This is a genomic window from Vibrio sp. 1978, assembly GCF_033344345.1.
This window is the reverse complement of sequence record NZ_JAWPOP010000017.1, coordinates 102,808-122,185: the sequence shown is the minus strand read 5'-3', so window position 1 is coordinate 122,185 and position 19,378 is coordinate 102,808. Positions and strand designations below refer to the sequence as shown.

Here is a 19,378-nt window from a genome sequence, read left to right as displayed (position 1 = left end):
GCTCGACTTGCATGTGTTAGGCCTGCCGCCAGCGTTCAATCTGAGCCATGATCAAACTCTTCAATTTAAGATTTTGTCGGCTCAATGAATACTGAACATTCCTTTCGCTAATAAATAGCAGAAGTAATGTTTGAATTGACTGTGCTCTTATTGGTTTTTACTTTTGAAAAAGTAAAACAAAACAGCTCAAGGCTGCTTCCCAATTCGAATGGTCACTTCGTTTCATTGAAACCTAATTTGATACCGCTTTCCGTTAAGAAAGAAATATCTAATTGGATTATCATCAACGAGTGCCCACACAGATTGATAGGTCTATATTGTTAAAGAGCTTGCTTTGCGAGAAGTTTTTCTCTCAAAGCGGAGGTGCATTCTAGCGATTTAGTTGTTAGTGTCAAACACTTTTTTAAACTAATTTTTTGTAGAAGCTTTTTACCTCTTCGACCCTGCTGAAGCCTTGTGACGTCTGCCGTGTCGATGGATGCGCATTATAGGGAGAAGATTTTCTTTGGCAATACTAAAAATGCATTTTTTCTAAAAAAACATGCCAAATGGATACTTTCCATCCAACCCCAAAATTACCCAGAAATAACACTCAGGATTTATACAATTTACCCACAAAAAGCTGTGGATAACTACTCATCGCTATCAAAGAAATAAGAAATACGCGAACGCGGATTTAGATACTCTTTTACTTTATCCGGTAATTTTGACGGATGAATCGCGTTAACTATCTTTATATCTTTTGACGCAAGATCAATGATTGGCGCTTGCGTCCTTGGTACTGATGGATCGTAAACCAAGACATTCGGGAATAATAAATGCGATGCATTCACTGAGATAACCAGGCCGACCATATTATTAGAAAGCTGAACTACGGTACCCGGAGGAAACACGCCCATAAACTTAATTAGGATGTTCAGGTTCTCTTCTTTATATAGGTGTTTACAGTTCTTATATAAATGAGAGAGTGCGGTATAAGGAATCTTTTGGTCTGAGACTATCGGGGTATGACACAAGTTATCAAACGCATTGGCTACAGCAATAATTTGAGCAAACTCGTTGATCTCATCTCCTTTCAGGCCTTTAGGATAACCAGACCCATCTCTTAGCTCATGGTGCTGCGCGATCACAATTCTCGCGACTTCGGGAAAAGCCTCGATTTGACTCGCAAGATCGACGCCATATTTAGTGTGCAACTTTAAGTAGTTGGTTTCTGGCTCTGTTAGAGGTAGTTGCTTTCTTAATATTGCAGTCGGGATTTTTATTTTCCCGATATCATGGAATAGTGCGGAGAAGGAAAGCTCTTTCAACTGTGCTGCTGAGTACCCTTTAGCACGGCCAATCATCATCGAGATAACAGCCACGTTCAATGAGTGGAAATAAATATCTTCAAACTCATTTTTTCCGTTCATCAGATGTAACGTAACATTATCATCGCACATTAACTTCTCGACGATATCTTCAATAAGAAGCTTTGCTTCATCAACTGCTGCTGTCGGACGGTTACGGATTTTAGTCATGACTGAACGCATACGTGCCAGAGAGCGCTCAAACTCTTTTTCACACTGAATCACGCGTCGACGGTATGCACTTAACTTCTCTATGCGGTTCTGTTTTTCTTGCCACATTTTTTGAGTTTCATGATCTAACGACGCTTCATTTGTTACTCTGTCAGCTTGTCTTTGATCAACAGGGAGTGGAACGGCATCGCTTTGCTCTGGATTAAAGTAAACGAACTTTACGCCGAGGTGGCGGATCATCTCGACTTGCTCTTGGTCTTTAATCTTAAAGCTATTGAGTAGAAAGGGGTGATCGTTCCACTTTAGCGGAAGACGGATATGTAGTCCGGGTTGAATACGATCGACCGTTAGTTTAATGGCTGCCACTTATTCACTACTGATTTATATTTCTTAAGAGAGTTAGAATACTAGTAAATTTTGTGAATAAATTCATCAGTAACTATCAAAACATCAAACCGTTATTTCTAAGCGACTCACTTAATTAGATAGAAGTAAGCTACTTTAAGGAGCGATCTGCTTTGCGTATTTTAAGCTTGGCCTCGAACACTGGCTTGTCTATTACTTCTTGATCTTTGACTAGTCCCATTAACGTTTGTACCGCTACACGGGCCATGTCACTGATAGGAAAGTGCACTGCTGATACTGTAGGGTAAAGACTTTCACAAAGATCAACACTGTCAAAGCTAGTTAATGAGATTTGCTCTGGTACAGAAATACTGTGCTCGTGTAAGTACTGCATTGCGCCAACCGTCATTTCTTCACTGCACGAAAAGACAGCCGTCACATCAGGGTGTCGTTGTAAAATTGCAGCCATTGCATCATAACCACTTTGCCGGCCATAATTCCCTTCTTCACACCAGCTTTCATCAATATCTATACCAGCATCCTTCATTGCATCAATATACCCAAGCTTTCTCAATACACTGTTATGACGTTGGGATGGACCGGCAATACAAGCAATCTTTCGATGAGCACCAGCTAAAAGGTGCTCAACGGCAATACGACTTGCATGATGATGGTTAAAGGTAACACAACGCTCTTCTATTCCTTCCACGTAGCGATCCAGGAGAACGAAAGGTGTTGGCTGTTTAGCTAGTTCACGTAAGTCATCATCTGACAAATAACGACTATGAAGTACATAGCCGTCACAACGTAAATCATTAAAACGCTGAATTGCCTCTTTTTCACCTTGTGCAGAATGATGGCCTTGAGCTGTAATCAAAAACTTCTTATGAATATCCAGCTCGGTCTGAACCTGCTCCATCATCTCGCCAAAGAAGCCCCCCGTATAGTAAGTCACCAATAACCCAACCATATTACTGGATGAGGTTGCGAGTGAACGAGCAATTGCACTAGGACGATAATTCAATTGCGCCATAGCTTGCTCTACTTTTTTTCGAGTTTCCTCGCGAAATTTCCCCTCTCCATTAATAATTCGAGAAACGGTAGAGCGATTTACACCGGCGAGTTCGGCTACATCTTTAATCCTGGCCATAATGCTATTGGGTCCAACTGCAATTGTTATTAAATATTCGTTTGTGTAGAACGGCTGCCAGCAATTCGTAAGGTGCTATAGGGGGCGAAGCTGGCAGCCTTTAATCATACACCGACCATTTGATTGGTAGAAACAAGCTCAGAGTAATCCGTGACAGTTATACCATGATGAGCTAACTGTTCTTTTAAAATGGGAGAGGTAAGAACTTGTAACTCTAGCTCTCGCTGAAGCACATAGCCACTCTTTAAGATAAGCGCCTGATCGGCCTCTGCCGGGTGGCACATCACCTCAACCAAGTCATAGTCAGCTTTTAAGCTCAATAGATGTGCCATTAAGCCATCCAAGCTCACTTTTTGATCATAAAACTCATCAGTAAAGATATACCTGATTGTCATCGATTCTTGACACAAGCCAGTGCCCCGCAGTGGCACTCGGTATTCATTCGCTACTTCTTTAATAACGGGCAAAATTTGAGGGTGAGTATGCGCGTGATGATGGCTATCTAAGTGGCTTAGCTCTAACCCAAGCGATAAAAAATGTTCCACCTGAGCTTTTGCTTCATCATAAACGACCTGAGTTTCGAAGTCCTGCTTACTCCAAAGTTCGTCATAGTTGATAAAGTGCGCTCGGCCGTTAGTCAAGTTACGATGCTTCGTTATAGGCACACCTGCTGTAAACCTAAGATGAACGCCAACTTTCAAGTCTGGATTATGGCGAGCTAGTTCTAAGGCATGTTGCTCAGCATCCATACCCACCATCATGGTGGTTGAATGAACCACACCTTGCCGATGAGCTTTAACGATGCCGTTATTTACACCTCTCGTTAAACCAAAATCATCAGCATTAAAAATGACTTTCATCGGCGCCCTTCCTTAGTCTTACAACGTCGTTAGTTTAAATTGAGGTAAATACGGAGCGTTCACCGCCAGAATATCATCCAGGATTGACTTGGCGCGGCCAATGTCAGGCACCAATGGGTTATTGGTTAATGCCATAAGCGCCTTGTCATAATTACCTTCGACAGCAGCTTCTATTGTTAGCTGCTCATACGCTTTAACTTGATAGAGTAATCCTTTGATATTGTTTGACAACTCGCCAACCGCAAGAGGTTTCGCCCCCCAGCTACCAATCACCGCACTACATTCAATCACAGCATCGTCAGGTAGGCCGTTGATCGCTCCATTATTTAAAACGTTAACAACATGAATACTATTACGATTGTTATAAATTGAATCAACTAGGTTCAGTGATGCATCAGAATAATAAGCACCACCCCGCTCCTCTAACTCTTTCGGCTTATGATCGAGGGTAGGATCTTGATAGAGCTTAAATAGCGCATTTTCTGTTTCCATTACCTGCTCAGCACGAGTGCCTTTTTCATCGGCACTTTGTTTCTCTTCAGCAAGCATGGCATCAGTTTGGTAGAAGTAGCGATGATAAGGACATGGTATCGCCCCCAGTGCTTTTAGAAATGCAGGATCCCACGGCTCTTCCCAGATATTCTTCATACTGAAGTTGGCACCATCACCGACTTTCTCTAATACCGTTTGAGTAATATCTTCCCCATTGAGCCATGCTTTGTGTACCCACACGAGATGGTTTAACCCAGCAAACTCAAGTTGTAGCTCTTTTGGCTCGCACTCCATCATTTCTGCAATCATCATTTCCATTGAAACGGGCACATTGCATAAACCAATACTCTTTACTTTGGTGTACTTACTGACCGCTTCGGAAACTAAACCCGCTGGGTTGGTGAAATTGAGCATCCATGCGTTTGGAGCCAACTCTTCAATGTCTTTACAGATATCAAGAATGACCGGAATGGTTCGCAGTGCTTTAGCAAAACCACCAGGGCCCGTTGTTTCTTGGCCGATGACGTCGTACTTGATTGGGATTCGCTCATCGTTAGCGCGTGCAGCAAGGCCACCAACACGAAACTGCGTCATCACAAAATCCGCATCTTTTATCGCAGCACGGCGATCGAAACTGGCTTTTATCTCAATTTTTGCTCCGGCTTTATCGACCATTCGCTGAGCCAATCCTTTGATGATCTCAAGCTTCTCAGCTCCTGACTCAATGTCCACAAAATGAATCTTCCTAACGGGTAAATATTCTAAGCGCTTAATAACCCCTTCAACCAATTCCGGGGTATAGCTACTACCACCGCCAATAATGGCAAGTTTGATCGCCTCTCTAGACATTTTCATCCCCCTTTATTTGTTCGAGATTTTTTTGTTCAGTGCGACGATTTCTACAGCCATCTCTTGAGCCAAAATCGTAGTCATTAGGTGATCTTGAGCATGCACCATCACTAACGTCATCGGGACTTTCCCTTCTCCCTGATCTTCTTCAATAAGCTGAGTCTGTATTAAGTGGGCTTTATTAATGCACTCTCTTGCTTGAGAGAGCTTCTCATCAGCCGCTTCAAAATCTTGTTCTCGAGATAAACGCAATGCCTCGTAGCTTAAACTTCTGGCTTCACCAGCATTGCAAATGATCTCCATTACAACCAATTCTTGTTCCATCATTTTCTCTCCGAAAATCGGGCCGCGGTAATTGCGGCCCATTAAGCACAGTTAAGCAGTAACGCCTTCGCCTGACGGCTGCGTGTCACCTTTAGTTTCCTTCGTCGTTGGTAGTTCTTGCTCCAACATTTGCTTCTCAAACATTTTGAAGAATGGGAAGTAGATGATTAGATCAAGAATTAATAAACCAATGACGAGCAATACTGGCGCAAAGGTCCAACCGCTACCCCACGAAGCACCTATCAGTGCCGGTGTTGTCCAAGGTGTTGTAGCGACACCCATACCCACAAAGCCGACATGCACAGCAAAATACGCAATCGTAGCGTTGATGACTGGAGCGAAGACGAACGGGATAAACAAGGTCGGGTTCATCACAACTGGGCTACCGAAGATCACTGGTTCGTTGATTTGGAAAAAGCCAGGCACCGCACTCATTCGACCAATGCTCTTAAGGTGAACAGAACGGCTAAACGACATCAGCATAACAAGAGCAAGTGTTGCACCAGAGCCGCCAATAAAGATGTAAAAATCCCAGAACGGTTGAGTAAATACGTTTGGAATCGGTTCACCTGCAACAAAGGCTTCAATGTTGGCACCAATGTTGGTCAAAAAGATTGGAGAAAGCAGTCCAACAACAATTGCAGCACCATGAATACCCGCAAACCAAAGCAGCTGGCAAAGCAATAAAGCGCCAATAATGGCAGGCAATGAGTTAGACGCACTAATTAGCGGTTTAAAGATAGCCATAACAGCATCTGGAATCAGCATGTCGTACTGGGTTTGTACGAAAAGGCTAAGTGGATATAAGGTAATGAATATCGCTAAGACTGGTAGCAATACTTCAAATGATCGCGCAATCGCCGGTGGCACCTGCTCTGGCATGCGAATCGTAATATTGTGCTTTTTCATAAAACGGTAGAGCTCCACCGAGAAAAATGCACACATCACTGCGGTGAAGATCCCGGTTCCGCCCATGTGAGACATAGACAAAGCGCCATCTTTAGCTGGGGCCGCTATGAGTAAAAAAGACATTAGTGACAATACAGCACTCGTGATCCCATCCATCTTGTAAGCCTTCGCTAAACTATAAGCAACGCCCAGCGAAACAAAAATGGTCATGATCCCCATCGACATGTTGTAGGGCATCATTATGGTATCAAAATGTGTAGTGGCGAAATCGAGCCAAATTCGACCAAAAGTAAAGGTTGTATCTTCGGCAAATGGGGGGAATGCAAAAATCAAAATGAAACTACCAACAATAATAAACGGCATTGCGACAATAAAACCGTCTCTCATTGCGCGAACATGGGGCTGATTCCCCACTTTAGCTGCTATAGGGGCTATATGCTTTTCGACTGCGCCTATAATTGCGTCATAAAGCTTCATAGAATCCATCCTTATTTTAGGCAAAAGAATCCCGCATCAAATATTTATATTTGATGTACAGTTATCTTTTTTAATTTAAAACTATGGTTTAGTTAATTAATTCTAATGCTTGCTCTAGTACTTCCTCTCCCTTCATCATTCCATAATGCTGAGGAGAAATCGCGTCAATGTTTTTACCATGCTCTTGCGCCGTTTTTCTTAGCTCTTCTAGCTGAAAACGTACTTGAGGCCCGAGAAGACAAACATCGTACTCTTTAATTGCATCTTCAAATGCATTCACTGACATCGCATCAATTTTGCATTCAATTCCTTTATTTTCAGCAGCTTGCTCCATTTTCTTAACAAGCATACTGGTTGACATCCCTGCGCTACAGCATAAAAGGATCTTTTTCATAGCCTTACTCCCGTTGTGTAAATTTCAACCTGCAAAAACTGTAGCAAAAATAACCAAGACAAAAAAGCGCAACCGGTTGCATTATTCGTGAACACAATCCCAATTTAGAAAATACCACCTATTTTTTTATAATTATTTAGGTCTAGGATAAAAGTCATAAAATAATTTAAGACATCACATTAAGTTTCAAATTATCAATATTTTACTACTGACAACGTCGTTATTAATTTCTTAAAAGGAATAGAGAATGAAATTTAATAAATTGGCTATTGCAACGCTTGTAAGTGCCGCACTATCACAACACTCATTTGCTCAAACCGACTCTAAAGGCACAATTTATCTAACGTTTGATGATGGACCAATCAATGCATCTATTGACGTTATTCAAGTACTTAACCAGGAAGATATCAAAGCGACGTTTTACTTTAATGCTTGGCATTTAGATGGAATTGGTGATGAGAATGAAGACCGTTCCCTAGAAGCCTTAAAGCTCACATTAGACACTGGTCATATTGTTGCGAACCACAGTTACGATCACATGGTGCACAACTGCGTGGATGAGTTTGGACCGAACAGTGCTGCGGAGTGTAATGCGACCGGGGACCACCAGCTTAACTCGTATCAAGACCCTGTTTACGATGCCTCAATGTTTACGGAAAACTTATCTGTGTTAGCAAAGTATTTGCCGAACATTACAAGCTACCCGAACTACAAGGCAACAGAGTTTGCTAGACTGCCCTACACCAACGGTTGGCGCGTGACGAAAGACTTCAAAGCAGATGGGTTATGTGCCACGTCTGATGACCTGAAACCTTGGGAACCAGGATATGTATGCGATACATCCAACCCATCCAACAGTGTAAAAGCAGCTATCGAGGTTCAAAATATCCTAGCGAATAACGGCTATCAAACTCACGGTTGGGATGTGGACTGGGCACCCGAAAATTGGGGCATTGAAATGCCAGCAAACAGCCTTACAGAAGCAGAAGCATTTCTTGGATATGTGGATTCCGCGTTAAACACTTGTGCACCAACAACGATTAACCCGATCAACTCCAAAGCTCAAGAGTTCCCATGTGGTACACCCTTACACGCCGATAAAGTTATCGTATTAACTCACGAGTTCCTATTTGAAGATGGTAAGCGTGGCATGGGTGCAACGCAAAACCTACCTAAGCTCGCTAAGTTTATACAGTTAGCAAAACAAGCGGGTTATGACTTCGACACAATGGATAACTACACACCGAACTGGCAAGTTGGTCATAACTACGACGCTGGCGATTACGTCTTACACCTAGGTACTGTATACCAGGCTGTAACAAACCATACTGCGCAACAAGATTGGGCACCATCTCCAACCTCTAGCCTTTGGACAAATGCAGACCCAGCCACTAACTGGACTCAGAATGTTTCCTATAAACAAGGTGATGTGGTGACTTATCAAGGTTTGCGTTATCTAGTTGATGTACCGCACGTGTCCCAAGCAGACTGGACTCCGAACACTCAGAATACCTTGTTCACAGCTCTATAGGCTGTTCTTACTATCACCATGTAGTAGTTTGCGCGAGGCATACCCCTCGCGCTTTTTTGTTTTGAAGATCCAGATACAACAAAGCCCCGACTTTCATCGAGGCTCTGTCTTAAAATATGGTACCGGTGGACGGAGTTGATTGGACTGGCATTCCTGCCGCCACCGCGAAGGCAACGCTAACTTTCTTTTGATATTTACGAACACCTAAAACGACGAAAGGCCGCTATAAAAGCGACCTTTCTAATATGGTACCGGTGGGCGGACTTGAACCGCCACGCCCGAAGGCAACGGATTTTGAATTCCTCTTAAGCACTTGTAATTATTTGCATTTAAGAGGATTTCTTTGGATATCAAGGACCATGAAATAGGATTTCATTAGATCTTTTTAGCACACGTCGAGCACAGATTTGAAATACGGTTTCAGCTCATTTTTGCAAATGTTATATTAGCAACCCATAAATAACTTCAGAGGTGTTAAAACTGAGTGATCCGCCTTATAACTGCGAGGGGCAAAAGAGAAAACTACTATGAGAGTGCAATGAAGGGCTTTGCTTCGACATAAGTACCTTATTCACACCGTTCAATCTAGATTCAAGGTTACTCCACTAAGATGTAACAATCGCTCCAGTGTTAATTTCAATGCATCTTGCCCCCTAGTATCACCAAGAGCCACCCCCACACACTGAAGAGCTGGGACTACAGAGTATGGACCTTCGATACTATATTCAAAAGTGTGAAAGCTATCTAAGCTTCTCTCTTCACTTGGATAAAGAATGGTCATTGATTCTACAGGTGCTCTACCATTATCTCTTAGAGAAATACCATGAACATACTTCATCGTACAATCCGGTAAATAATATGAAAAAGCCTTAGACGCATATGTATATTTAGCATCTAAAACTATCAATTTGAAACCGGAATCTCTCGATCCGACTTCAATAACGTAGTCTGGAGACCGATGAGAGTATTTATGAGTTATATTACGTCTAACTATAATTCCTTCTTTATCGATCCTTTTTCCTTCCGAATTAACGAATTCGGTTTCTCCATCACGGGAGTTCCCCTTCATCCAATATGTTGGTTCATAATGTAAAGATACACCTATACCATTCACAGTCCATCTTGTTGAATTATCTCTATACATCAGATCATGGAGTGTTTCTTCAATTCTATAATATGTATACAGTTCAAAAAGCTTAGGGATAGATGTTATCGCCATCAAGCTTCGATATAAAGACCAATCAGGCTTATTACATTCTAGCCAATATATAAATTCAACGAAGACCACTCGATATGAGATATTCGATGCAGCTTTTGCTGTCAACATCGGACGAGCAATAGTCACTTTCTTAACGGGTAAGTTTCTTTCAAGGATTATCTGTAAATGATTTAGTTTCTCTAACAAAGCAGAGCAACGGTTTAGTTGATTACCTAAAAGATGAGCTTTGAGCTTCGATATTTGTGAGAAAAATGAAACATACCCAAGAGGAAAGCTTCGCTCATTTTTAATGTTGTTAGCAATTCCTTTGTAAGATTCCATCTGTTCTGACGTTTTTTGCTTCATAAAAAGCACGGCAGCATATACAACTTCGTTTTCATAAAGATTAGTATCTTCCCTTATACTAGATACTTCCAGTGAACTAGCTCGATAGTAATTCTCGTCGTATACCAAATGTGCATCGCGCGGGCTATCAACAGCCTCCAAAACCGAAAGATTGTCCATGAGCCATGAAATTGAAGAGCCGTCCAATTGTTCATCACCGTGAGGTTGAACTATTGAAGGTTTAGGGGAGAGCCTACTTATAGGCTTTCGAATAATCTGTTGAATATGATGAGAAACCTTTTCTACACTACCTTCCAGTCTCTCCAAATAACTTACGGGAGTTCCCAAACCTTCACGATATCCAGCACTAAACTTAGTAGTTTGGAATAATGAGTGAAGTTTGTCCTCCCCGAGAGAAGACAAGTACATAACCATTGACTCAACATTTTGAGCTTTCGCCTTAGAAGATAGTACTTCTAAAGGTTCAAACTCAAGAACGTTCAGCTCGCCAGTGTCGTCACGATATACAACATTTAGCTCAGCGATACCAAAGTAATTAAAAAACAAGCACTCATAGGTCCATCGACCTCTACTTTTAGGCTTCCAGACATAACGAACATTACCGTTTGGCAACCTAAAAGAATCACTCGGTTCGATCGAATGATCATAGAGGTTTAGCACGACCCCCGAACTCCCATCGGAAAGTGTAAGCTCAAAGGTTATCGCTTCATCTTCTTGAACCCACTGAGACGTAGAACCAGCAGAGCTTTGTAAGGGTAAAGACAAAACAAGGTCACGTCTGCTTCCATTCAAAATAGTAGCTTTCAGAAACTCCACAGGCAATCCTCTAACCAAAGAACGAGTATGAACCCGATAGGTAATCTCCAGACGTCAAAATACGTTCTAAATGGCCTTCTGTACGACTATGTTTGGAGACTTTATCGGCTAATTCTTCTAGGCGACACTTAAACGCAGATCCGTAACCATCAATGTGAGGTAGAATAAATTGAGATATAGCAAAGTCCATAGCTGTCTCTGAACCCATTAGATCACGAGAAGAACTAACGTAATTCGCTATAGCATTAAGTTTACGTTGACTAACGACTATCGCAGGACCTTTACTTCGGTCAGCTTTACTTAAAATATCTACAGTATCTTGTAATAAAATCTGTTCAGAGCGAAGCAAGGCGTTATCTTCAACAGTAAACATTTCTTTGATTTTCGATGCACTCAACATACCATCTAAATTTAATGAGCTTGTCTCACCACCAATGTTCGCTTCAGGATTATCCAAGGTGATGACAGGGACTCGGTCAATTAAACGCGGTGACAATGGTTCTGTAGTAGAGTCAAAGTTAATAGTAGCTATAAACCGCGTCATGTCATCCAATTTTAAATATCTCTGGTCAGTGTTTGGAATACCAGTATCAATAGAACGTAATAAGTTTTCACGATCACAGTAAATTAGGAAGTCAGACCAATAGTGTTCGATACTAGATAGGTTAGCCTCATCTAGTAGGATAATTTTCGTTGTATCACTAGGATGCATTTGGTGATGTGATAAAAATGAATATAGCCCGCTTCTAGACTCTTGGTAAGTGTCTTTTAATGAGTTGTAAAAACCCAAAATATCTCTGGATGAAACCCAACCACGGCCAACAGGAACATTCAAAAAATGATCTCCCAATTGACCAGTACCTAAATTCATAGCTTTAGCCAGACGAGTGACAGTTGAAGTTTTACCCGTACCAGGACCACCAGCAAGTACAGTCAAAAATGATTGCTGCAAACAAACAACCAAGTTACTCATTTCGTCAAAGCTAAAACCTCTACCACTATCTGAAAACTGGCTGCACAGGTAATCAACAAGGTCAGCTGCACTATCCGGTTGAACACTACTCATCGGCAGTTGCTCTACAACCGGAGCGGCCGTTTCAACCCTCGTGCTACTTTTACCATTCAGGAGTTTGTTAAAAGCTTGCATGTCACCGATACGTTTATAGAGCGCATCATCCTCTTCCCTTATAGCCTTGTTATAACCTGCAATTAAGTTATTAACCTTAGTTTGTTGCTTTTCATGATATCGCTCGTAGTAATCACTCTCAGCCTTGAGCTCTTTAATATCGTTTGCTATTTCTAATCGGTCACAGACACTTGCCAACTCACGACCACGAGCCTCAAGTTCAGTTTCCATTTGAGCGATCTTCTCACCTAATTCAGCTTGGTTTTCTTCTAGCTTTCTCTGACGCTCTTCTTCAGTTTCTTGAGCTATACGATCGAGTTCGTCTTGAGCCCACTTTCTTTTCTGAAGCACTTTGTCTTGGAGCTTTACGATATCATCTTGGTACTTATCAAGCAGTGCTCGCTGACGATCTAGCTCTATCTCAATCTCTTCTTTCTTTTCATTTGCATCCTTTTCGAATTCATCTAGGACACCTTGAAGAAGTCGCGATTCGTTTTGTTGAACATAATCTTTCAGAAACTTCTGACCAGTTGGAGCTTCTAAATATTCTTTGATCAGATTGTACCCATTCGAGCCATTCATTAGGTACTTATCGAGCATAGATTTCAAACGTTCTAAGCGTTCATCATGTAAGTTTTTATTTTCTTTTTCGAAACTCGTGATGATTTGTTGAAGTTTCTCGGCCTCCTTCTTACTCAGACCTTTTTTTCCAAAGTGAGTCTGGTTCGCAACCTTAATTAGCTGATCATCACTAAGGTAATCAATAAAGTCAGCTGAGTTTCCATTCCTACCTCTAAAATTAGATAGATGTTTGAAAGACTTAACATATATGCACTGCTCCCCGTCAACCTCAGTTTTGACTAAGCAGCTTTGTACATCTGAGAGCAACCAACGCCCTAAGTTCCCCCGTCCGTAAGACAACAACGGGTTAACGTTGGGCTCAACTACATATTGATCATCATCGGTGTAACTAGACTTCAGTGGACCGTAAAGATATTCACTATCAAGTATAAAAAAAGCACCTTTAGGGGGCTCTACACCTCTTTCTAGAGTACCCGTTTCTTTACTCGGTAGAGAAGTTGATAACACAGGCAGCAAAGTATTTGCAGCAAGTGGAGAAACCATGCCGTCGTCAGCCCAATACCTAGGCTCTCCCACCTCTCGCGACTTCTGCTCGTCTTTTACATGGGACTTTAAAATGAACAATTCACTTTGCTCATACTGTTTATCAATAGCACCGTAACCCTTTGATATAAATATATCTACCGGATATAAAGTTCGATCTAGTGGAACGTAGTCCCCATCTGGCGTAACTTGCAAAATCGGAGTTATAAAGCCTTGAGTCTCATAATACGGTGCTTTTTTGATTGCTAGCAACTGAGTGTTAATAGTAGACATTGACCTATCCATGAATACTTGTTTAATAGTAGGTTTCAGGGTAGCAAAAACCTAATGCAAAATTTCTATTATTTATCAAAAACATTACCACTGACTCAAAGATTTTTTGTAGAGCAGATAGTTGGTTATCAATTTCAACTAGAAGCCTCCCTGCAGCCACAGAAAACCGAACTTTCAACCGCATTCACCCCACAACTATAAATACCAACAGCAATGGTTACCGCACAGTTCTTCCGGCAACAGGCTCACCAGCACAAAACGCCCCAAACAAAAAAAGGGAGCAGTCACTCAACGCAACTACCCCCTTCAAAACGCAAATCCAGACTACTTCAGCTCATAGAACAACTCAGTTAAAGCCGCTTCACCAACTTGTTCCGCTAACTGAGCAACAAAACCATCAAACTCATCAGAAAACCCAATTTTCGCCAAACCAAACTCAGCGGCAACTTGATCCAGTGATAGATTGAGAACCTTACCCTGATTCTTAGCTCGGCGAGCCTTGTCATTCAGCGAGGTAACGGCTTTACCCAAATCGCCACCAGCAACCAGCGCGGGATTAGCCAGCAACAAATGGCGCGCAGACGGATAGAGCTTACCTTGGTAGAACATAGGTTTGGACTGACCCTTTAACTTCTCACGCTCGGTGTGTGCAGCAGACAGCGCTTCCTCTACAGATATGCCAGCCTTTATGCGGTTCATCAGCGTACTTTGCGCCACACCTAGCTCTCTAGCCGCTTGGCGCATACTTGAGTACTCGGTGCCGTCTATAACAACTTTCTTGCGGTAGTCACCTTTAGGGCGCGCTTCCAGCTCAAGGGCTTGCTCCAACGTCCAGCCGAACTTGGTAATGCGCTCATTCACCAGTTTAGGGGTCAAGCCATAGTGACGCGCAGCAGCAGTGCGGGAAGGGAACTCAATTCCCTCAATTTCATAGATATTTTTCATATAGTTATCACTTTTCAATTTGCTAAGCATAAAACCACACAGAGGTCGCCTGGACAAGCCAGACGACCTCTGCATGGTCAACTACTCTAAATAGACCTTAAAACGGGGCATCATCGTCTACAGGAGCTTTTTGAGCTACACCCTCGCCGAAGCTGACCTTGGATTTAATCTGCTCATACAACGCCAGCATATCGCGCACGAGTTCAGCGTTCGGTCGTGGCTGTCCATTAGGTTTCACCCAGTTCTGTAGCTTCCACTTCGGTGCCCATTCAGTGAGGGTTTTTATCGTCGCGGCATCCATCCCTATAATATCGATAGAACTCACCTCCTGATCTAGCAAACTTTTAGTGATGTTTAGTGTGTGCATACTGAGCTGGTAGCGCATTGCTGAAACTGTAGACTTCTTAACTTCAAATACTTGCGTGTCACCACCTACAACCGAAACCGTCGAACCCTTACCGCCAACACCAAGCTTACAGATAATGGTCTTTTTCGTAGGTCTTGCTGTGAAAGCACTCAAAAAGCTTAAATCTTCTTTTGGTCGAGAATTGCTGTATCGATTTCTCTTGGGCTTACTGCGCACAAGGCGAGCATCACGTTCAACCACCAACTCCTGCAAGTATTCTTCGGCTTGTTTGTAGGTGTAAGCCCCCTTCTTCTTACCACCGGGGTTAGCAATAATTTTCTCACATTCAGTCCATGTTTTTACGATACGAGCTATGTTGTTGTTTACCGATGCGTAAAAGTTAAATTTTTTATTAGCCATAATAATGCTCCTTAAAATTTTATAGAGTTAGCCGCCGGAATGACGGCTGTGGATTTGAATAAATGTCATTGCGTGTGAGGTTGGGTTTCTTATATCCCCAACGGTGCAATGGTTGATATGTAAAAAAGCCCTTTGAGATAAGGGCTTTCGATAGGTCAATATTTACGATCTCAACGGGCGTTGAGAGCTTCTCGCAGTGAGGAACGAGATTCAGGGTTGAAGAGGATTTCAACTTCGAAGTCAGGAAACTTCGAGACTATTAAGCGAGCTAAGTTGATGGTCAGCTCTGTCATCGGTACAGCGCCTTCAATCAATTTGGTATTCTTAGCACTACGTACAGCGGTCGCTTTGGTTGGATAGCCAATATCGGTCATCCACTCAGCTAATGCTTTAGCGCTAATCTGCTTCTTGCTCATACCACCTTGTTCATGCGCGTAGAAACGCAAGAATAAGCGTGCCATTAAGCTATCCGAAGTCTCATCAGCCTTTAAACGCAGGTCCTTGTGACTCGTGCTTTCTGCCATTACTAAACGGTCTTGCCATGAACACCAATCCTCAAACGTTTTAAGACAATGCGTCTTCCGCCATCGATCAAAGCGCAATCTTGTAAACAGCATCTCATCCAGCGACTTGTGTGGCTTGGTTTCAAGCGCAATATGCTTCCGTCCTTTCACGTCAACCATTACCGGATTTAGGAGCTGTCGCTTTTGATCATATTCCATATTCAGGAAGATGGACCGCTTCTCAAGCATCAAATCCTTATGCTCTAAAAAGCGCATCCGGTTCGGTGTTAAGTAGCTACCATCAACTTTGTCACCGGGCTTTCGGGTGAGATACTTGTTCACCATATAAGCACTTTGGTCAGTGACCATCGGATCGACCTTAACGCCACCTTTAGCCAGTATCGGCTCAAAACCTTCACTTCCGATAACCGTGTACTGAGCACGAGTTTTAGCACCGATCAGTTGCTTCGCTTGATGCTTGAGTTCCAATACTTCACCACCAGTTGGGTCTATACGATGGTAGAGCTCTCGGAACCGCTGACAAATAGAGCCACTTAGGTCTATCTCATCCAGTTCAGCATTAGTCAGAAAGCCATCTGTCGTCACTGAAACAACAACCTTATTATCGGGGATGCTATGAAGCATTTCCCCCAACAAGGCTCTAGCTAAGCCAGTCGTGTAAGCGGCGAAAAATGGGTTGGTCAAAGTCGATGGTGGTAGTTGCGTAGAGTAACCAGCTTGGATATCGAACGACCTCTTTGGGCGTAACGATTGAGCTAGCTTTCCATAGCAACTATTCAACATTTCCTTGGTCAGTTTCTCGTCAAAGCTACCTTTAACGAATGATTTACGCCGTTCTCGACCCCAACGCATGAAGTCTTCGAAGATTCGTTTATCATTCTTCCAGGGCACTACAAACGCTTGCTTGATGGTGATTTCAGCACCTTGGTTATACGCAACTTCAAGTTCATGACCAGTGCAGTGCGTTTCACCTGATAGCGGAAATATCAATCCATATTCAGATCGTACGGCTAAGGACGGGTAGGCAATATCAGGGAACTTAAACTCGACCCAAGCCAAAGCACATTTGTCTCCAAACAGCTCTTTCAGATCTCTGGTCATGTACATCTGGTCGTAATCTAACTCACGTAAACCAAGCGTAATCGCCGAATAACATGATGGAACATCGTAATCACGCCATGTATCTATACCCGTGGGGCCAGCGATGAATGACTCATTGCGACCACCGTGATAACACTGAGTCGAAAAGTTTTCCAACGTCATACGAGCTGTTACAGGCACATCCCGTGTAATGGTCAGAGGTTTACTTCGGTCAGAAGGCCAAACCTCCTTGGTCACTTTCTCAAAGCCAAACAAACCACGGTAACCGCGCTTATCCTCCAAACTATTCACAAAGGCTTTAACGGCGATACCACCAATAGTAAAAGGAACCGAATTTAGACCGAGTGTATTTTGACAGAAGGAAGAAACCCGCTCGAAATGACGAGCACTGATAATTGAATCAGTAATTGCATACTCAGCGAATTTCTCAGGTTGTGCTTCCAGAAACTCATCCATTCGAGAGATAGAGTAAGGCTCTGGAATTTCAACTTTGGGTATAGACAGTAGGTCGCCTACTGATGAAAGAGATGAGCCATTGGGCGCTAATAAAAGCGTATCATAAAAGGTGATGAACAGAGTTTTCTTGTTACCAGACTTCGAGTAAGCGTGTAGTGGTTCTTTGTCGATACGTCGAGACATGACTTTATCAAGTTCCAGTCCGTATACGTCATCAAGACTCGCCACCGTCTTACGTAAACCTTTGACATGTGTCTTCAGTTGGTTAAAAGCTTGGCTGAAGTTAAACAAATCAGCCGATAGCCAATGAGCACACAAAATGATGTCAGTCGGCCACTTATCAAGTACTTCATCTTCCATCGCTTTTTCGATAGCCTGAACCAAGCATTTGTCCAGTGCCAGCCGTCCCGATTTTTTGGTCGATTCAGGAAACAAGATAATCGTTGATAACTTGCCCTGGAACAGAACGGCGAATTGGTAGCTCAAGATACGATTGTAGGTTCCGCATTCAGACTCTACATACTCAGTATCCATCGCTATCACGGGGCGCTCAAAGAACGGTGTTGCCTCTCGTCGCTTTCGCTTAGTTTGCTTCTTCTTTTTGGGCTTACGACCCACCAGTGGTTTCGCTTTGCGCTTAACGCTATCAAAAGAAGTGGGCTCACTAGGTTGAGCGTCACCCCAAGCACTTACCGCTTCTTCAGTCCAACCGGATGTTGCTAGGTTGTCCATGCTTAAGTCAGAAGACTGCTCTAACCAATCATATGTTTCATTCATAATACTACTCTCTAGAAACGCAAAAAGACGCTCTAAGCGTCTTTTTGCAAGGTTTACAATGATGATTATTTAAAGTCTGACCAAGCAATCTTAGGCAGATCATTACCCTCGCTGTACGTCAGCAAGGCTTCAGTAATCGCGTCACGCAAACCTTCGAGGTCACTGAATTCTTCAGGCGTAAACATAGCAAGCAAATTGTCGCTGTTTACCACCGTCATCAACAATGCACCCGACTTTGGAGAGATGAAAGCACCGCCGACCGTATCCGCATGGATCCAGCCACCGCTTTCTAGCATGAAACATTTGTTTTTCTCAGGCTTCATCTTCTTCGATACCTGTTTAAACAATGCATCAGCCTCTTCACCAGTTTCAGCAACGATTAGATTGCCTCTTGCACCCAGAATAAGCAGTAGATCTTCAGACGGAAGAACAGTTTTACCACCAAACACATTTGCTACACCAGAGTTAGTACGCACAAAAATAGAGTTACTCATTTTGATACCTCAAATCATTTAATTGTTAAAGAGCAGCGAAGAAGCTCGCTGCCCCCTCGAAAACAACTAAGCGAGAGAATCGCTGCGTTGCTGAGGTTCATATTAGGGATGAAAGAAAGCACTCAACTAAGAAGGGAATCGAGTCGACAAGCCACAAAACAATTAACTCGTCGCTCAAAGTCCAGCTAAGATTTAGCGCAGAACCTAAGTCACGAAAGGCGCTAGAAGAAATATCAATCGTCAAGGCTGTGATAGTAAAAAGATCAAGATTAGGTACACTTTTGTTTGATTTTTATAGGCAGATACTAAAAAGCCCAAAGACGTCCTAACGGACGCCTTTGGGCTTTTATCTGTATTAAGAGATATTACTGTGTTAATGCATTGTCATCTCTTTTTCCCAACGCTCAACCTCACTACGCAAGAAGCGCACACTGCGACCTATGCGCATCACTGGCGGTAAGCTTCTAGGGTTGCGAGTTACATTGGTTCGCACGGTTGCCGGGTTTAAGCCGTACATTTCCGCAAATTCTTCAATAGTTAGTACTCTGGACATGTCGAAC

15 protein-coding genes and 1 rRNA gene are annotated in these 19,378 nt (G+C 42.7%); 1 reads left to right on the top strand and 15 read right to left on the bottom strand.

What is annotated here, in order from left to right:
- The 8 genes from R8N49_RS16935 to R8N49_RS16900 form a co-directional block, all read right to left on the bottom strand.
- Positions 1-67, bottom strand: a 16S ribosomal RNA gene (locus tag R8N49_RS16935); the annotation flags it as partial.
- Between the two features lie 565 nt (positions 68-632).
- The gene (locus R8N49_RS16930; RefSeq protein WP_005381029.1) at positions 633-1,886 is read right to left on the bottom strand and encodes an HD-GYP domain-containing protein; all 1,254 of its coding nucleotides are present in this window, start codon (positions 1,884-1,886) and stop codon (positions 633-635) included.
- Positions 1,887-2,016: 130 nt separating this feature from the next.
- On the bottom strand, positions 2,017-3,015 hold the full coding sequence (locus R8N49_RS16925) for a LacI family DNA-binding transcriptional regulator (RefSeq protein WP_053303320.1): 999 nt from the start codon (positions 3,013-3,015) through the stop codon (positions 2,017-2,019).
- Between the two features lie 104 nt (positions 3,016-3,119).
- Positions 3,120-3,875, bottom strand: coding sequence for a chitin disaccharide deacetylase (chbG, locus tag R8N49_RS16920; protein WP_053303321.1), 756 nt, complete (start codon positions 3,873-3,875; stop codon positions 3,120-3,122).
- An 18-nt stretch (positions 3,876-3,893) separates the two neighbouring features.
- On the bottom strand, positions 3,894-5,216 hold the full coding sequence (locus R8N49_RS16915; RefSeq protein WP_053303322.1) for a 6-phospho-beta-glucosidase: 1,323 nt from the start codon (positions 5,214-5,216) through the stop codon (positions 3,894-3,896).
- Between the two features lie 12 nt (positions 5,217-5,228).
- Positions 5,229-5,540 carry a PTS lactose/cellobiose transporter subunit IIA gene (locus R8N49_RS16910; protein WP_031777269.1) on the bottom strand — a complete coding sequence of 104 codons (312 nt, stop codon included), beginning with the start codon at positions 5,538-5,540 and terminating at the stop codon, positions 5,229-5,231.
- Positions 5,541-5,591: 51 nt separating this feature from the next.
- Positions 5,592-6,926, bottom strand: coding sequence for a PTS sugar transporter subunit IIC (locus R8N49_RS16905; protein ID WP_005381064.1), 1,335 nt, complete (start codon positions 6,924-6,926; stop codon positions 5,592-5,594).
- Positions 6,927-7,014: 88 nt separating this feature from the next.
- The gene (locus R8N49_RS16900; protein WP_025767645.1) at positions 7,015-7,320 is read right to left on the bottom strand and encodes a PTS sugar transporter subunit IIB; all 306 of its coding nucleotides are present in this window, start codon (positions 7,318-7,320) and stop codon (positions 7,015-7,017) included.
- A gap of 247 nt (positions 7,321-7,567) precedes the next feature.
- Here R8N49_RS16900 and R8N49_RS16895 point away from each other — a divergent pair, with 247 nt between their 5' ends.
- Entirely contained in the window at positions 7,568-8,851 is a 1,284-nt protein-coding gene (locus R8N49_RS16895; RefSeq protein ID WP_053303443.1) for a carbohydrate-binding protein, read from the top strand.
- Between the two features lie 580 nt (positions 8,852-9,431).
- Here the strand turns inward: R8N49_RS16895 and R8N49_RS16890 are convergent.
- The 7 genes from R8N49_RS16890 to R8N49_RS16860 form a co-directional block, all read right to left on the bottom strand.
- Positions 9,432-11,231 (bottom strand): hypothetical protein, encoded by a 1,800-nt coding sequence (locus R8N49_RS16890; protein WP_023585716.1) that lies wholly within the window; start codon positions 11,229-11,231, stop codon positions 9,432-9,434.
- A 10-nt stretch (positions 11,232-11,241) separates the two neighbouring features.
- Positions 11,242-13,734 carry an AAA family ATPase gene (locus R8N49_RS16885; protein WP_318190020.1) on the bottom strand — a complete coding sequence of 831 codons (2,493 nt, stop codon included), beginning with the start codon at positions 13,732-13,734 and terminating at the stop codon, positions 11,242-11,244.
- A 345-nt stretch (positions 13,735-14,079) separates the two neighbouring features.
- Positions 14,080-14,700, bottom strand: a complete 621-nt coding sequence (locus R8N49_RS16880; protein WP_023585714.1) for a hypothetical protein — start codon at positions 14,698-14,700, stop codon at positions 14,080-14,082.
- 97 nt (positions 14,701-14,797) lie between these two features.
- A complete protein-coding gene (locus tag R8N49_RS16875; protein ID WP_023585713.1) occupies positions 14,798-15,466 on the bottom strand; it encodes a hypothetical protein in 669 nt (222 codons plus the stop codon).
- A gap of 170 nt (positions 15,467-15,636) precedes the next feature.
- Positions 15,637-18,324, bottom strand: a complete 2,688-nt coding sequence (locus R8N49_RS16870; RefSeq protein ID WP_023585712.1) for a DNA-directed DNA polymerase — start codon at positions 18,322-18,324, stop codon at positions 15,637-15,639.
- A 65-nt stretch (positions 18,325-18,389) separates the two neighbouring features.
- Complete coding sequence (locus R8N49_RS16865; protein ID WP_024103869.1) at positions 18,390-18,818, bottom strand: hypothetical protein; 429 nt, start codon at positions 18,816-18,818, stop codon at positions 18,390-18,392.
- A 373-nt stretch (positions 18,819-19,191) separates the two neighbouring features.
- Positions 19,192-19,371, bottom strand: coding sequence for a helix-turn-helix domain-containing protein (locus R8N49_RS16860; RefSeq protein WP_023585710.1), 180 nt, complete (start codon positions 19,369-19,371; stop codon positions 19,192-19,194).
- Positions 19,372-19,378: the final 7 nt, after the last annotated feature.

Bases quoted from the DNA above. Each gene is read 5' to 3' on its own strand.
- R8N49_RS16870 (WP_023585712.1), bottom strand. From the start codon at position 18,324: ATGAATGAAACATATGATTGGTTAGAGCAGTCTTCTGACTTAAGCATG.
- chbG (WP_053303321.1), bottom strand. From the start codon at position 3,875: ATGAAAGTCATTTTTAATGCTGATGATTTTGGTTTAACGAGAGGTGTA.
- R8N49_RS16925 (WP_053303320.1), bottom strand. From the start codon at position 3,015: ATGGCCAGGATTAAAGATGTAGCCGAACTCGCCGGTGTAAATCGCTCT.
- R8N49_RS16865 (WP_024103869.1), bottom strand. From the start codon at position 18,818: ATGAGTAACTCTATTTTTGTGCGTACTAACTCTGGTGTAGCAAATGTG.
- R8N49_RS16900 (WP_025767645.1), bottom strand. From the start codon at position 7,320: ATGAAAAAGATCCTTTTATGCTGTAGCGCAGGGATGTCAACCAGTATG.
- R8N49_RS16910 (WP_031777269.1), bottom strand. From the start codon at position 5,540: ATGGAACAAGAATTGGTTGTAATGGAGATCATTTGCAATGCTGGTGAA.
- R8N49_RS16895 (WP_053303443.1), top strand. From the start codon at position 7,568: ATGAAATTTAATAAATTGGCTATTGCAACGCTTGTAAGTGCCGCACTA.
- R8N49_RS16880 (WP_023585714.1), bottom strand. From the start codon at position 14,700: ATGAAAAATATCTATGAAATTGAGGGAATTGAGTTCCCTTCCCGCACT.
- R8N49_RS16875 (WP_023585713.1), bottom strand. From the start codon at position 15,466: ATGGCTAATAAAAAATTTAACTTTTACGCATCGGTAAACAACAACATA.
- R8N49_RS16905 (WP_005381064.1), bottom strand. From the start codon at position 6,926: ATGAAGCTTTATGACGCAATTATAGGCGCAGTCGAAAAGCATATAGCC.
- R8N49_RS16915 (WP_053303322.1), bottom strand. From the start codon at position 5,216: ATGTCTAGAGAGGCGATCAAACTTGCCATTATTGGCGGTGGTAGTAGC.
- R8N49_RS16860 (WP_023585710.1), bottom strand. From the start codon at position 19,371: ATGTCCAGAGTACTAACTATTGAAGAATTTGCGGAAATGTACGGCTTA.